This window comes from Candidatus Vallotia laricis, from assembly GCF_020541325.1.
In the GTDB taxonomy this organism is placed as follows: domain Bacteria; phylum Pseudomonadota; class Gammaproteobacteria; order Burkholderiales; family Burkholderiaceae; genus Mycetohabitans; species Mycetohabitans laricis.
In genome coordinates, this window is sequence record NZ_CP047399.1 from 853,614 (window position 1) to 867,719 (window position 14,106).

Here is a 14,106-nt window from a genome sequence, read left to right on the forward strand (position 1 = left end):
GATTTCCAGAGTATTTCTTAGGCCTTTCACTAAATATCGGATATATAGTATCCGATGAAGGAGGGGATGGAAAATATAGAGGTTATCACCTCTTATTCATTCTCAGGATACACTTTAGAGTAATCCTTTTAATGGCAAGACTAGAGTAAGTTGTACATTGCGGCAGCGACTCTAAGATAGCAGTAGTCGCTTAATATCTATTAAAACAGATCTTAGTTTCTCAGCTGTGAATTGTTCTATGTGGTAGGTATATTAGACAGATTATTGAAAATAGTGACCCCCCTTCAATTGCCGTGATGACGTAGTTCGGACAAACGCCCCAACACTGAGGCTCAAGCGGACAGATAGTGATGACCTATCCTACCTATACAATTCCCCCGCGTATTCGCAGCTTTGTAACGCGAGTAAGACATCTATCTAACGCCCAACAGCGGGCCTTGGAAAAGCTAGGACCGAAATTTAAACTACCATACACCGATGCGCGACTTGACTATAAGGTAATTTTTGGTCGCGATGCGCCACTCGTACTCGAGATTGGCTGTGGCATGGGAACGACAACGGTCGATATCGCCACACAACGGACAAGAGACAATTTTCTTGGCATTGAGGTTTATGAGCCCGGGATTGGATCGCTTTTAAAGTTAATTGATTCAAGACAATTAAGTAATATCCGAGTAATTCAGCATGATGCTGTTGAGGTCATCGATCACATGCTCACCAGGGATAGTCTGGATGGCGTACATATCTTTTTTCCTGATCCATGGCATAAAGTGCGTCACCACAAGCGACGGCTAATTCAATTACCATTTATTAAACTGCTCGCATCTCGCCTGCGTACTGGTGGTTATTTACATCTAGCAACAGACTGGCAAAACTACGCAGAGCAGATGCTTAGAGTACTATACGCAGAACCAACACTTGTCAATGTCTCGAGTCGGAAAAATGGTTACGTACTACGCCCCGATTATCGTCCGATTACAAAATTTGAGCGCCGCGGACTACGCCTTGGTCATAGCGTATGGGATTTACTTTTCACAAAGTGTCCAGCATCACTCGTTAGTGGTTAAATCCAAGGTCTTTAAAATAACTAATGACTAGAACTAGTAGTCCAAAAACAATTCGATACCACGCAAACAAAGCAAAGTTGTGCGTCGAAATATAGTATAGCAACCAGCGCACGCATGCGTATGCGCTGGCGAATGCAGTCAAAAATCCAACCGCAAATAACCCGCTATCTGATGCGCTTATCATGCTTCGTGCTTTAACAAGTTCATATATTGAAGCACCAAAAATCAATGGAATAGCAAGGAAAAAAGAAAATTCGATCGCAATACACCGCTTTAAATCAGTAAGTAGTCCACCAACAATAGTAGCGCCAGATCGTGACGTTCCGGGGATGAGTGCAAGGCATTGCGCAAGACCAATTTTTAATGCATCAATGGTAGTTAACTCGTCGATTGACTGTACGCGAGTATTATATAAGGTGTTACCACGCCGGCAATGTATAGCATCTACCCATAGAAGAATAATGCCTCCTATGATTAGCATAATAGATACTGGCACCGGTGAAAACAGAAGTGCCTTGATAGGACTTTCGAATAACAGTCCAATAATAGATGCAGGCAAAGAAGCAACAATTACGTTAAGAACAAAACATTGGGTTGGTCGCTTAGTGGTCAAACTCCGTACTACGTAGCTAATACGTTTTCGATATTCCCAGCATATCGCAAGAATAGCGCCAAATTGGATTGCAATATCAAATACTTTGCTACGATCACCAGTAAAGTCAATCAATTCGCCTATTAGGATCAAATGTCCCGTACTGGATACTGGCAGAAATTCTGTCAAGCCTTCTATTAGCCCAAGAACTAGCGCTTTAAGTAACAAAATTATATCCATTAAAGCATCCCCTGAGGAAGCAACCTAGGCTTATATAGGCTTCCACTGCTATTACCCCAATGATCCCCGTATACTGCATTCGCATTATGTATAAAGATTAATTATATTGGGTTCATATTGACGCCTAAAAAATTAGAGTTGTTTAAACTTAAATAGTGGATAAGAGAATTCCTATAAAGATTGGGTAATCAATGTACAGGCAAAATTTCCCATATATATAGTGGCAAGTGATAGGCTAATTGATAAGGCAGTGATTATAGTCTGTATAGACAAGTCTTATAGAGACTGATCTAAATATCTCTTGTAAATATCTTATAGATCAACAGCTAAACTATGCCAAGTTTTCTAAAATGGAAATTTAGTATCTGGCTTCTGTGCAATGATGCAGCGCTTAAAATCTCTCTGGATTCTCTTAAGCGCTGCATCATTATCAGCCTCGAAGCGCATTACAACTGCAGGTATAGTATTAGATGCGCGTATAAGCCCAAAACCGTCTAAATACTCCACACGAAGACCATCGATTAAAATCACTGCATTAGCACCGCAAAAGGTCGCACGATTTTGAAGATTGCCAATCAGCTCAAAGTTCTCACCCTCGTTGAGCCTAAGTTGCAACTCAGGCGTCGAGATTGAGTTCGGTAAGCTGTTAAGTAACTGACTCGGATCCTTTACTCGAGATAGAATTTCTAGAAGCCGCGCACCAGTATAAAGACCGTCGTCGAAACCGTACCATCGATCTTTAAAAAAGATGTGCCCGCTCATTTCTCCGGCGAGGGGTGCGCCAGTTTCACGCAACTTCGCTTTTATTAGAGAATGGCCAGTTTTCCACATCACTGGTTCGCCGCCCCGTTCGCGTACCCACCTATCTAGATTACGCGTGCATTTCACGTCATAAATAATCTTCCCCCCAGGAGTGCGTAACAGCACGTCTTGCGCTAATAACATCAGTTGTCTATCCGGATAGATAATCTGACCGTCCTTAGTGACAACGCCCAGTCGATCTCCGTCCCCATCGAACGCAAAGCCAATTTCTGCATCCGTCTCCTTCAAAGCACGAATAACGTCTTGCAGATTTTCTGGATGGGCCGGATCCGGATGGTGATTTGGGAAATTGCCATTAATGTCGCAGAATAGTTCGACTAGTTTGCATCCAAGCGCTTTAAATAGCCTTGGCGCAAGTAACCCTGCAACACCATTGCCAGCATCAACGACGATCTTTAGTGGTCGAGATAGTTTGATATCGGACACGATCCGATCGACATACGCATTAAGTATATTGTAGGTGCTGTAGCTTCCTTCAGCTGTATCGAAATTTCCATCGACTATGCGTTTATATAACACCTGTATTAGCTCACCATAGATCGCAGTACCACGCAAAACCATCTTAAAACCATTATAGTCAGGGGGATTATGGCTGCCAGTAACAATAATGCATGAATCTACATGTCGCCCTGCGATGGGTACGCTAGCTGCGAAATATCCGATCGGCGTCGGCACCAAACCGATATCAATTACATCTACTCCCACTGCGTGTAGACCATCTGCTAGAGCGGAAGATAACTGCGGACTAGACAATCGCCCATCACGACCAATTATCACCGCATTAGCACCTTGCGCCCGTACTTCGCTTCCGAACGCGTAGCCAATGTGGCGCGCGACATTACTATCGAGCGTTTTACCAATAACACCACGAATATCGTAGGCTTTAAAAATAGATTTAGAAATCATAAGTAAGCAACTGTTAAAGCGAAGATTCGAAAGAGCGCGAAAGCGTCAATATAACGATGACGCAAACCATTTACAGCCCCTCTCTCGGTTTCCGCCAGTTCATAAAAACAATCTATAATCGCGGATTCCTAAGCTACTTTTATTGATCTATTTTAGCGTGGTGAAAACTACGATCGCTAAGATGTTGGTATATATCAGAGTTAGGATTAGTAATTTATTATTTATAGGATTTCACGTGATGAGCGAAACTACGTGCAATTCTGATATTGATTATGTACTTGCTATCTTTGTTAGCTCAGCCCAGAGCAACTCACCCGAAGGTATAACAATCCCGATCAGCAGCTTTCACCAGCAGTGCTAGCTTCAGGGGCTCGTATACCTGCGTCGAGTTAATAATTAACATAAGCTATGTATTAGTAGTCAACAACCTGATCAATAGCAAATTTGACGCAATACGGCACGTCGAGCAGGTTATCGGCAAGACAATTTAGTCTATCAAGTTAATTCTTGTGATGATCAGGCGCTTCGAAGAGTATTTAAGTAGTGCCCCAATCCACGCGGTTATTCATATTTCAGCTCCAAGGCAGTTGGTAAATCAGCGAAAAGGCAGTTGGTAAATCAGCGAAAAAACTACTGGAGTACTATTCGAATGGCTTAAAAAGCCTGGTAGCTCTGCTTAGCAGAATAAATGAGTATAACGTAAAACGTATTGTGTGTAGTTTATCGGCCACGTTGTGTGATAAGCTACAAAGCGTGCTTATCAACAAGTTATGATCCTTATCTGTAACCAACCCGTATAGTCAAACAAAGCTAATAGCCGAAAAATTCTTCGTGATCTGGTAAGCTGATAGCTGATAATTCGGATACTAGCCGGAAGGTTGCTTCGCTACGCTACCTCAATCTAGTCGGATTGCATCAGAGCAGGCCAATCGGTGAAATCAAAGCGGCACTCCAAATAATCTTATGCCGTTCGTCGCGCAGGTAGAAATCGGAAAGTTTCTTTTCTTTCTGGTCTTCGGTGGAGATACGATAGTTGGACAGCACTGGCGTCTGAGATTACCCTTAGTTTGTAGGAGTTACCTACTAAGGAGAAATTTTATAAACTAGGGTTGGTTATTGTACTTAGTTTGTAATGTCCGTGCAATCGTAGACATAATTTTAAAGCCCGATCCCATCGGGGAGGTTGTAAACCAAACACGCGCTTTAACTTATTGTTAGATAAACAAGAATTTTTAGGTCGATTCACTCGCATAGGAAATTCGTGTGTAAAGATTGGCATAATCGTAGGCACACGTTCCATTATCATCGCATTAAAAATAGCTTTAGCAAAACCATTCCATGAAGTTGATCCAGCTGCAGTCAAGTGATAAATACCAGAACGCTCTTGCCACCATTGCTGTGTATCATATGCATTTAGTGCTTTTTCCGCAATGTGTACGGTCATCGCTGCAATGGTATGACTCCATGTCGGGGAACCAAATTGATCAGCTATAACTTTAATGGTATCTTGTTCCCTTCCGAGACGGAGCATCGTCGATAAGAAATTTTTGCCTCGCATACTGTAGACCCAGCTCGTGCGCAGGATGAGATAGCATATTCCTGCGCTTGCAATCACTTGTTCCCCGGCTAGCTTACTTACGCCATAAAAATTTTTAGGACTAGCCTTATCTTCTTCAATATATGGCAACTCTTTTTCACCGCTGAAGACGTAGTCCGTAGAATAGTGAATTATCGAAGCTCCTATCCTCCTTGCTTCGTCGACTAATATACTCAGAGCCTTCGCATTAACCTGCATTGCTAGGCTACGATTGCTTTCCGCCGCATCGACGGCCGTATAAGCGGCTGCGTTTACAATTACTGCCGGTTTAATGGCGCGTATAACGGAACACATTTGATTTGGTTCGCACAAATCAAATGCAGATCTATCAAGCGCAATTACTTTGCCTACGCTACGCATCGAGCGTGCCAATTCAAAACCAACCTGCCCTAACGCGCCCGTTACTAGGATCGTCGCTCTGCTGGTCTGCTTTTGTTTACCAACTGCCATACATATAACTCTGCTTCGCATAATCGTTTACCATTCGCATCCCTTTCAGAAACAATAGGCTTACTCTGTAGGGGCCATTTAATCAGTAGCTCTGGATCGTTCCATAAAATTCTGCGCTCAAAATTAGGATACCGGTAATCAGTGGTCTTATATAAAAACTCGGCGCAGTTTGACAGCGTTAAAAAACCGTGAGCAAACCCGGGCGGCACCCATAACTGTCGCCGATTCACGGCGGATAAATATACTCCAACCCATTGGCCAAATGTAGAAGAACCTTGCCGAATGTCTACTGCGACATCAAAGACTTCTCCATGTATAACACGTACAAGCTTACCCTGTACGTGCTCAATCTGGTAATGCAATCCGCGCAAAACACCATGCACAGAATGCGAGTGATTATCCTGGACGAACACTACGTTAGCATCAACTAGTCGTGCGAAATCACGCGTATTAAAACTCTCAAATAGAAAACCACGCTCATCATTAAAAACTTGTATATCTATGAGTTTAATATCGGGCAACGAAGTAGAACTTACTTGGATTGACATACGATTTGATCAGTTAGTACTGTTTGCAAGTATTGTCCATACTGGTTATTTAAAAGTGGTGCCGCAAGCCTACGCAATTGATCTATTTTGATCCATCCTAGCCGATAGGAAATTTCTTCCGGACATGCAAAAACAAGCCCCTGACGCTTTTGCAGCATTGCGACGAATGTAGCAGCATCGATAAGTGACTCGTGCGTTCCAGTATCAAGCCACGTAAAACCACGTCCCATCACCTCAATATTAAGCTTACCAGAATTAAGATACACACAATTCACATCGGTAATCTCAAGCTCGTTACGTTTAGAAGGCCTCATTGATGCCGCGATATCACAAACATTGTTGTCATAGAAATATAATCCCGTGACAGCGTAGTGAGAGCGAGGTTTATCGGGCTTTTCTTCGATTGATAGCGCGCGGAAATTGCTATCAAAATCCACAATACCATAGCGCTCAGGAGCGTGTACATAATACGCAAATACTGTAGCTCCTTCCTTCTGCGCACTAGCACATGCCAATTTCTTCATTAGGTCGTGACCATAAAAAATGTTGTCACCCAGTATGAGGGTCGAAGCGTCGTTACCAATAAAATGTCGACCGATGAGGAAAGCTTGAGCGATACCACCCGGGAATGGCTGTACAGCATACTGTATATTCATCCCCCACTGTTCACCATCCTTTAGTAGAATTTTAAAACGAGGCGCATCATCAGGCGATGAAATTAAAAGTACATCTCGAATTCCGGCCATCATCAGTGTCGATAGTGGATAATAAATCATAGGTTTGTCATACACTGGCAGTAACTGTTTAGAAAGCGCCAGTGTAATAGGGTACAGTCGAGTACCAGATCCTCCGGCCAGAATAATTCCTTTACGTTTAATTTTGTTCATGCTTAACAACCCCAGCTCTTATACACATTAGTGTATTTGAGCTCAATACACTCTTGCAGACTGCACTGCATTCACCCAATTTTGGTTATCCAGGTACCACTGAACTGTTTTTTTTAGACCGCTCTCGAATGTCTCTATAGGTTTCCAGCCAAGTTCGGTCTTAATCTTGCGTGCACTGATTGCGTATCTGCGATCATGTCCTAAACGATCCGAAACGGAAACGATTAGATCGTGATATGAACCACTAACTTTTGGGTTCAAAAAATCGAGCAAATCGCATACAGCCCGAACAACTTCAATATTTTTTTTCTCATTCTGGCCACCTACATTATATGTTTGGCCAGGTATACCATGGGAAAGTATCTTACGTATTGCTGAGCAGTGATCATAAACATATAGCCAGTCACGCACGTTCTGTCCGTTGCCATAAAGTGGAATAGACTTGCCCCTCAGTGCTCTAACAATTGTCAATGGAATTAGCTTTTCTGGAAAATGATAGGGCCCATAATTATTTGAACAGTGCGTTATGACAACAGGCAATCCATATGTGTAATGATATGCACGTACGAGATGATCCGATGCGGCCTTAGTAGCCGAATATGGACTATTCGGTGCATATGGCGTTATTTCGCAGAAAGGTGCATCACCCGGCAATAATGACCCGAACACCTCATCGGTTGATACATGCAAAAAACGGAATGCAGTCTTTACATCATCATCGAGGCGACCCCAGTATGCACGAGTAGCCTCAAGCAACGTAAATGTACCTATCACATTAGTTTGTATAAACTCTGCGGGGCTGCGGATAGATCGGTCTACATGGCTTTCTGCGGCAAAGTGAATCACTGCGCGTGGCGCGTAGCGCGAAAATAATACATCTAATGAAAATCGATCATTAATATCGACCCGAGCAAAGTAATACAAGGGATTGTCTTTAAGAGACTTTAGTGTGCAAAGATTTCCGGCATATGTGAGTTTATCCACATTAATTACGGATTCTTCTCTACGTTGTAGCCAATCGAGAACGAAATTAGAACCAATAAAACCAGCACCTCCCGTTACAAGAATCATGGAACTACCTTTGGTTTGAGTACCAACGGATATACACAAGCCCACCAATCCTATTAAAGTTAGGATGCAAATCAGTGAGCAAATATTTAGTAAAATTATAAAGGATCGAGTGGGTATTCCCCCGACCTTCAACAAGATTTCTTGACCGATTACATATCAAATATATCTAATTACACGTCGATATTGAGGGACTCTAAGGCTCTTATAAACTTATTAAACCTAATATCTCGTGCGTTATAGAAACTTCGATATAGAAAAACTTCTAAAACTCTTTTTAGAGAGTCTGGACTTCTCTTATCTAGGTATAGCTAGGATAAACAAGATATATAAACTTATTGTGACGCTATTATGTTAAGAGCAAATTAGATTTTAAACACAGCGTATCCACAAATTTAAGTAATGCTACAATGCTCCACCGTATATATAAGCAAACCCAGCTGATGTGCTAAGAGTGAGTATTTGTTCACAGAAAATCACCTATTAGTATAAATATTGTTAGCTCATATAATCTTAAAAAGATTCTAAAGTATTTAGCGTATTATTTACCCTTTCTAGCAAAAGGCTAAAAGCAGCCCACTGGTGACTTTCTTTTATACAAGGTATTTAATAAGAGGTAATAATATAGTTCCACTCGCTTGAGCAACTAGAGAAATACGGATGCCGATTCTTCACATATTTAAAATAATTGTCAGATTAGCATTCTGTCGATATATACTGACCTTATAGCTGATGAAATACCCAGTTAAGAAAAATTCCGTTTCTAGACTTCTTTCTAATGCTGTTGGCCCTTCACCCATAGGAATAGGTGATGTTCAAGGTTGCTGCAACGCTTTAGATCGGCTACTCGATAAGCTTGGACCGATAGGAGATACGCAGCTTTGGTTTGCTGGCGATCTGGTCAATCGAGGACCTGAATCGCTTGCCGTACTGCGTCGCATTATGGGGCTAGGTGAACGTGCTATAACCGTACTCGGCAATCATGATCTTCACTTGTTGGAGCTTGCAGCTGGCAAGTATTGTCCAGAGCATGATGATACGCTTGATGACATCCTTTCTGCGCCAGATGCTATCGATTTAATCGACTGGTTGCGATATCGGCCAATCGTACATTACGACGGACAGAGACTACTTGTACATGCTGGTGTGCTGCCTCAATGGAATATCCAAGTCATACTCGGGCTGGCTCATGGGATTCAGACAAAGCTGAGAAGTAAGGATTGGAAAATATTTCTTCAGTCTCTGCGAGGAAACGGGTCGAATACTTGGTTTAATTCACTACAAGGTGAAGCGCGCGCTCGTGTGATTATCAATGCCATGACACGTATTCGCTTTTGTGACGCGTATGGACGAATGGAGTTTATAGCAAAAGGATCCCCAAATACAGCACCAGATGGGTTTATGCCATGGTTTGATGTACCTCAGCGCCGTAGCGCTGACACACTAGTAGTATTCGGCCACTGGGCATCACTGGGACTTATGATTCGTGATAATATAATTGCCCTAGACACGGGCTGTGTATGGGGGGGGAAACTATCTGCTATACGACTAGATACTGCCCCCCAGAACCGAGCGATCGTAGTTCAAGTTGACTGCAGCAAAAAACGCTAATCTATGCTTCGTCTGACTATAGATCGCATTGTCACGTATCGTACTTATCATTTTATATAAGTCGGTAAGGGGGGGGGGCTCGTACTTCGCCGAGATTTTTCTAGCACACTACTTACCAAATTTTATAAAGTTATTAGTATCGTACTTGGAATAAGTCCTCATTCAGAATAAATTCTGGGAATAAAGATTAATCATCTTTCCCCAGAATCTTCTGGGGCAATTCGTGCATAAACTGTTATGCCTATTTATATTCGAGGCATAAAAATTTGTTTTAATTCTAAGACGTGATTTCTTCTCATTGTTTGGCGCAGTGTTTCATACCTACTCGTTGCGGCTGTCGTACACAACACGACCAGCTATAATCGTAGCACGCACTCTTGCGGGCAATTTACAGCCTAAAAAAGGCGTATTGTGTCCCTGGCTTTTTAGTGCCCGCCGTTCGACGTGCCAATATACGGTAGGGTCAAATACACAAAGATCAGCAATGGCTCCAGGCTCGAGCCTTCCCACTGGCAATCCAAGCAATGCGGCTGGCGCACAGGTGATCTTAGCTAGCGCTTGTGCAAGTGATTTCTTTTCCTCAATCGCCCACTGAAGAGTTAACGATAGCAGTAACTCTAGCCCAGTCGCGCCAGGCGAAGCCTCCCCAAAAGGCCTCAGTTTTTCATCGTCGTCGAGGGGTGTATGATCTGAGCAAATCGCATCGATAGTGCCGTCAGCGAGTGCAACACGAATTGCATCACGGTCACCTTGAGCTCTTAGTGGCGGATCTATTCGGAACTGGGCGTTGAAGTAGCCAATATCTACGTCGATCAAGTGAACATGATTAATTGTAACATCGCATGTGACTGGCAACTCTTCGCGCCTAGCCGCTCGCACTAGTTCAAGACCCGCTGACGACGATAAGTGCTGAAGATGAACTCGCGCACCTGTAGCGCGCATTAGCTCGAAGATTGTATGCAATGCGATCGTCTCGGCAGCTATTGGTACTCCTGATAGTCCAAGACGAGACGCGACTGGTCCGCTAGCAGCAATACCGCCCCGGCTCAGATGGGGGTCTTGCGGACGTAACCAGACTATATAGCCAAATGTGTTTGCGTATTGTAATGCCCGTAATAACACCATAGTATCGATAATTGGTCGATCTGCTTGTGTGAAGCCGACGCACCCTGCTTCAGTTAACTCAGCCATTTCAGTAATCACCTCACCTTTCAAGTCTACCGTTAATGCCCCTAGAGGATATACGTGGACTTGATTTATATTGCGAGCACGAAACTTTAGCATCTCGACCAATGCCGGCTCATCTAATGGCGGGTCAGTATCTGGCGGACACACAAGGCTAGTCACACCTCCAGCTAGGGCCGCAGATACCTCCGACTCTAGAGTTGCACGATACTCATATCCTGGCTCACGAAGCCGTGCGCATAAATCAACTAGTCCCGGGGCAATCGCTAATCCCGTAGCGTCAAAAGTCTGTATATTATGCGTGGGCGCAGTAGTATCACCGATTGATACGATTCTACCATCGGCAATCCAGATGTCTGCCTTCTGATCAGTTCCAGTCACCGGGTCAATGACACGTCCACCCTTGATATACATCTTCATGCACACGTCCATCCTTGATATACATCTTTATGCTTATAGATATTTTTAATGCCTGTTAATTCATTTCAATCGTTGTTGCCCGCGATAATGCTCATTACTGCCATGCGTATTGCTATACCGAATGTAACCTGATCTAATATTACAGATTGAGGTCCGTCTGCGACGCTTGATTCGATCTCTACGCCACGGTTCATCGGTCCTGGATGCATGACTATTGCATCAGGTTTAGCGTACGCCAGCCTCTCCGGAGTTAGGCCCCATGTCTTGAAATACTCCTGTGCAGATGGCATTAATGCACCATTCATTCTCTCGTTTTGAAGGCGCAGCATAATAATTACGTCGACGTCGCGTAATCCCTGATTTGTATCGTGAAAGACACGTACGCCAAAGTGCTCTAACCCTCCAGGTAAAAGCGTGCGGGGCCCAATCGCACGAATCTCTGGCACACCCAGCGTAGTCAGTGCATGAATATCGGAGCGCGCGACGCGCGAATGCAAGATATCTCCGATAATAGCTACCCTCAATCTAGTAAAATCACGCTTATAGTGACGAATCGTGTACATATCTAGCAAACCCTGGGTCGGATGCGCATGGCGACCGTCTCCAGCATTAATAATATGTACATGTGGTTCGCAATGCTGTGCGATTAGATAAGGCGCACCGCTTTGTGCGTGTCGTATAATAAATATATCTGCATGCATTGCTGACAAATTATTAATCGTATCTAACAGAGATTCTCCTTTACTTGTAGATAATGCACTAATGTTTAAGTTCAGCACGTCTGCGGACAGACGTTTTGCGGCAATTTCGAACGTCGTTCGAGTGCGAGTGGAATTTTCAAAAAATAAATTAAATACAGATTTCCCACGCAACAATGGAACTTTTTTGATACTACGATTCGTCACACTTAGAAACCGAGCCGCAGTATCTAGGATATAAGTAATTACTGCACATGGAAGACCTTCAATAGTTAGTAGATGCTTTAATTCGCCGTGATGGTTCAATTGTGGGTGACTGCGTAAAGAACTTGGCTGGAATTCCGTGTATTCAGGCAAGGGCAAACCCCGCCTATTATTATTAAGTAATATATCTTCACACATCGTTTCCGCAAGATTTAGAGGGGCGGTATTTATAGATAACCCGAGGTTAGATTATGATCATGAAAGTAGTAGCTGCTACACAACAAATGAAAGAAGTAATGTAATACTATCTCAAGTAGTACAAATTTATAGGTATTAAGTGATTCGCATTCGTTTTAGTGACGAACGTTAGCATATCGCTACTATCACGATGCAGTACTAGCATCTCTGTTTTTCGTAAGGCACTGTTCCAGAGACGTAAAAGTGGATAAGTAGCTCGCAGCAGACCTGGTCCAATTAATATGACCAATTAACACACGCCAAGTGGCTGATAATCGTGGAGCTTATTTATTGCAGACCGTAGTCCTAGTGCATGGGGAATCTGTTGCCGACTTGGGCTATTCATCTTCATAGAAGCTCGATAGAGTGCAGTATTCACTACGCTAAATAAGCTGTACTAGATTTTAAACAGCTACACCAACAATCATGGGCACTAATCCAGGTTAGTACGGTTGTTCACGAGCATATCGCAAGTCTACTGTAGCCTGCAACGTATCACGCATTGCGTGATACAAATGCTCCGTATTAATCAATATAATAACCACACCCATTATGGCTCTTCAATAAATCTTCATCAAAATATTGCTGAAGAATAATGCATGCCGCTACTGCGTCTAGAATATGAGCGCGAGCGCCCGTTGCTTTAGCCTCAACCGACGAATATCGCTCGTCTACTAAAGTCACTGGTAAATTAAAGCGCCCATTGAGTTGATTGCCGAAGTTCTTCGCTTGCTGCGTCAGATTATGTGAAGTCCCATCGGGATATATTGGTAGCCCAACAACTAACCACATAGGTTGCCATACGTCAATCAATTTCTTCACCGCTGAAAAACGGTATTCTCGATTACGATTTTCGACTGTTATGAGGGCACGCGCGCAATAAGTTATCGTGTTTCCGATCGCTATGCCGATGCGCTTATGTCCATAGTCAAACGCGAGAAGAGTTGCCTCTGACGTATTCATGAGTGCCCTATCTTTGAAATTCTCATGAATGAGTTACTTAGTAACCTAAGTGCCACATTAAAACGTTGCTCTGACGGCATATCGAACATAATATTCGGATTTCCCTTAACAGTTAGCCAGATATTCCTCGAAATCTTATCCTCTCGCTGACCCGCACCCCAGCCAGTATGTCCAAGCGTAAGTAGAACGCGTTTAGGCCTACACCATTTACAGCTGCTTCAAGCACGTCTTTTAACGTAGTTATTTTAAGTCTATTAAGCACTTACATCGACAATATATAGTGCCCTCTGTGGATAGAGTCATGCGCTTATCAAGTTTAGGGAATCAGTAGTCTTTAACGTGTCTTAAAGTTTAATAAAGACGGGTTCTTTAGTGATTTCGAGTCTAGTTAACAATAGCCTGCTTCTAATGTAGTTTGGAGAAATGCCGAGACAATAGCTAGTCAGTATTCCATCTACATACGATAGATGCGTTTCTAAAATAGAAAATACCCCCTTGTCCGTTAACGAAAACAGTGCCGTACTCGCCGCTTGACCACTAAAAATGCATTGTTTTCGAGCCATATCGATTCAAAATGCCTACCCTGATATGCTAAAACTATGCGTTAGTGA

General features: G+C 43.1%; 11 protein-coding genes and 1 pseudogene. 2 read left to right on the forward strand and 10 right to left on the reverse strand.

The window, feature by feature from the left end; translation table 11 throughout:
- Positions 1–350 precede the first annotated feature (350 nt).
- Positions 351–1,067, forward strand: coding sequence for a tRNA (guanosine(46)-N7)-methyltransferase TrmB (gene trmB / locus GKR41_RS03215; RefSeq protein ID WP_226809735.1), 717 nt, complete (start codon positions 351–353; stop codon positions 1,065–1,067).
- On the opposite strand, the gene GKR41_RS03220 is transcribed toward trmB, so the two are convergent.
- The 6 genes from GKR41_RS03220 to rfbB all read right to left on the reverse strand — a co-directional run bounded on the left by GKR41_RS03220 (position 1,057) and on the right by rfbB (position 8,180).
- Complete coding sequence (locus GKR41_RS03220; protein WP_226809736.1) at positions 1,057–1,899, reverse strand: undecaprenyl-diphosphate phosphatase; 843 nt, start codon at positions 1,897–1,899, stop codon at positions 1,057–1,059. The genes trmB and GKR41_RS03220 overlap by 11 nt on opposite strands.
- A 345-nt stretch (positions 1,900–2,244) precedes the next feature.
- Positions 2,245–3,627: a phosphomannomutase/phosphoglucomutase gene (locus GKR41_RS03225; RefSeq protein WP_226809737.1), complete on the reverse strand. Its 1,383-nt coding sequence runs from the start codon at positions 3,625–3,627 to the stop codon at positions 2,245–2,247.
- A gap of 1,096 nt (positions 3,628–4,723) precedes the next feature.
- A complete protein-coding gene (gene rfbD, locus GKR41_RS03230) occupies positions 4,724–5,674 on the reverse strand; it encodes a dTDP-4-dehydrorhamnose reductase (protein WP_226809738.1) in 951 nt (316 codons plus the stop codon).
- Entirely contained in the window at positions 5,629–6,222 is a 594-nt protein-coding gene (gene rfbC, locus GKR41_RS03235) for a dTDP-4-dehydrorhamnose 3,5-epimerase (protein ID WP_226809739.1), read from the reverse strand. Before rfbC ends, rfbD begins: the two co-directional genes overlap by 46 nt.
- Entirely contained in the window at positions 6,207–7,100 is an 894-nt protein-coding gene (gene rfbA / locus GKR41_RS03240) for a glucose-1-phosphate thymidylyltransferase RfbA (RefSeq protein ID WP_226810247.1), read from the reverse strand. Before rfbA ends, rfbC begins: the two co-directional genes overlap by 16 nt.
- 51 nt (positions 7,101–7,151) lie before the next feature.
- Entirely contained in the window at positions 7,152–8,180 is a 1,029-nt protein-coding gene (gene rfbB / locus GKR41_RS03245; RefSeq protein ID WP_226809740.1) for a dTDP-glucose 4,6-dehydratase, read from the reverse strand.
- Positions 8,181–8,909: 729 nt separating this feature from the next.
- Between rfbB and GKR41_RS03250 the strand changes: the two genes are divergently transcribed.
- Positions 8,910–9,788 (forward strand): symmetrical bis(5'-nucleosyl)-tetraphosphatase, encoded by an 879-nt coding sequence (locus GKR41_RS03250; RefSeq protein ID WP_226809741.1) that lies wholly within the window; start codon positions 8,910–8,912, stop codon positions 9,786–9,788.
- Positions 9,789–10,109: 321 nt separating this feature from the next.
- On the opposite strand, the gene GKR41_RS03255 is transcribed toward GKR41_RS03250, so the two are convergent.
- From GKR41_RS03255 to GKR41_RS03270, 4 genes and pseudogenes are all read right to left on the reverse strand, one after another.
- Positions 10,110–11,393: a dihydroorotase gene (locus tag GKR41_RS03255; protein ID WP_226809742.1), complete on the reverse strand. Its 1,284-nt coding sequence runs from the start codon at positions 11,391–11,393 to the stop codon at positions 10,110–10,112.
- 65 nt (positions 11,394–11,458) lie between these two features.
- Positions 11,459–12,454 (reverse strand): aspartate carbamoyltransferase catalytic subunit, encoded by a 996-nt coding sequence (locus tag GKR41_RS03260; RefSeq protein ID WP_420885674.1) that lies wholly within the window; start codon positions 12,452–12,454, stop codon positions 11,459–11,461.
- A gap of 603 nt (positions 12,455–13,057) precedes the next feature.
- The gene (ruvX, locus tag GKR41_RS03265) at positions 13,058–13,495 is read right to left on the reverse strand and encodes a Holliday junction resolvase RuvX (protein ID WP_226809743.1); all 438 of its coding nucleotides are present in this window, start codon (positions 13,493–13,495) and stop codon (positions 13,058–13,060) included.
- Positions 13,492–13,635 (reverse strand): annotated as a pseudogene (locus tag GKR41_RS03270) (YqgE/AlgH family protein); the annotation flags it as partial. The pseudogene GKR41_RS03270 and the gene ruvX, both read right to left, overlap by 4 nt.
- Between the last annotated feature and the right edge of the window lie 471 nt (positions 13,636–14,106).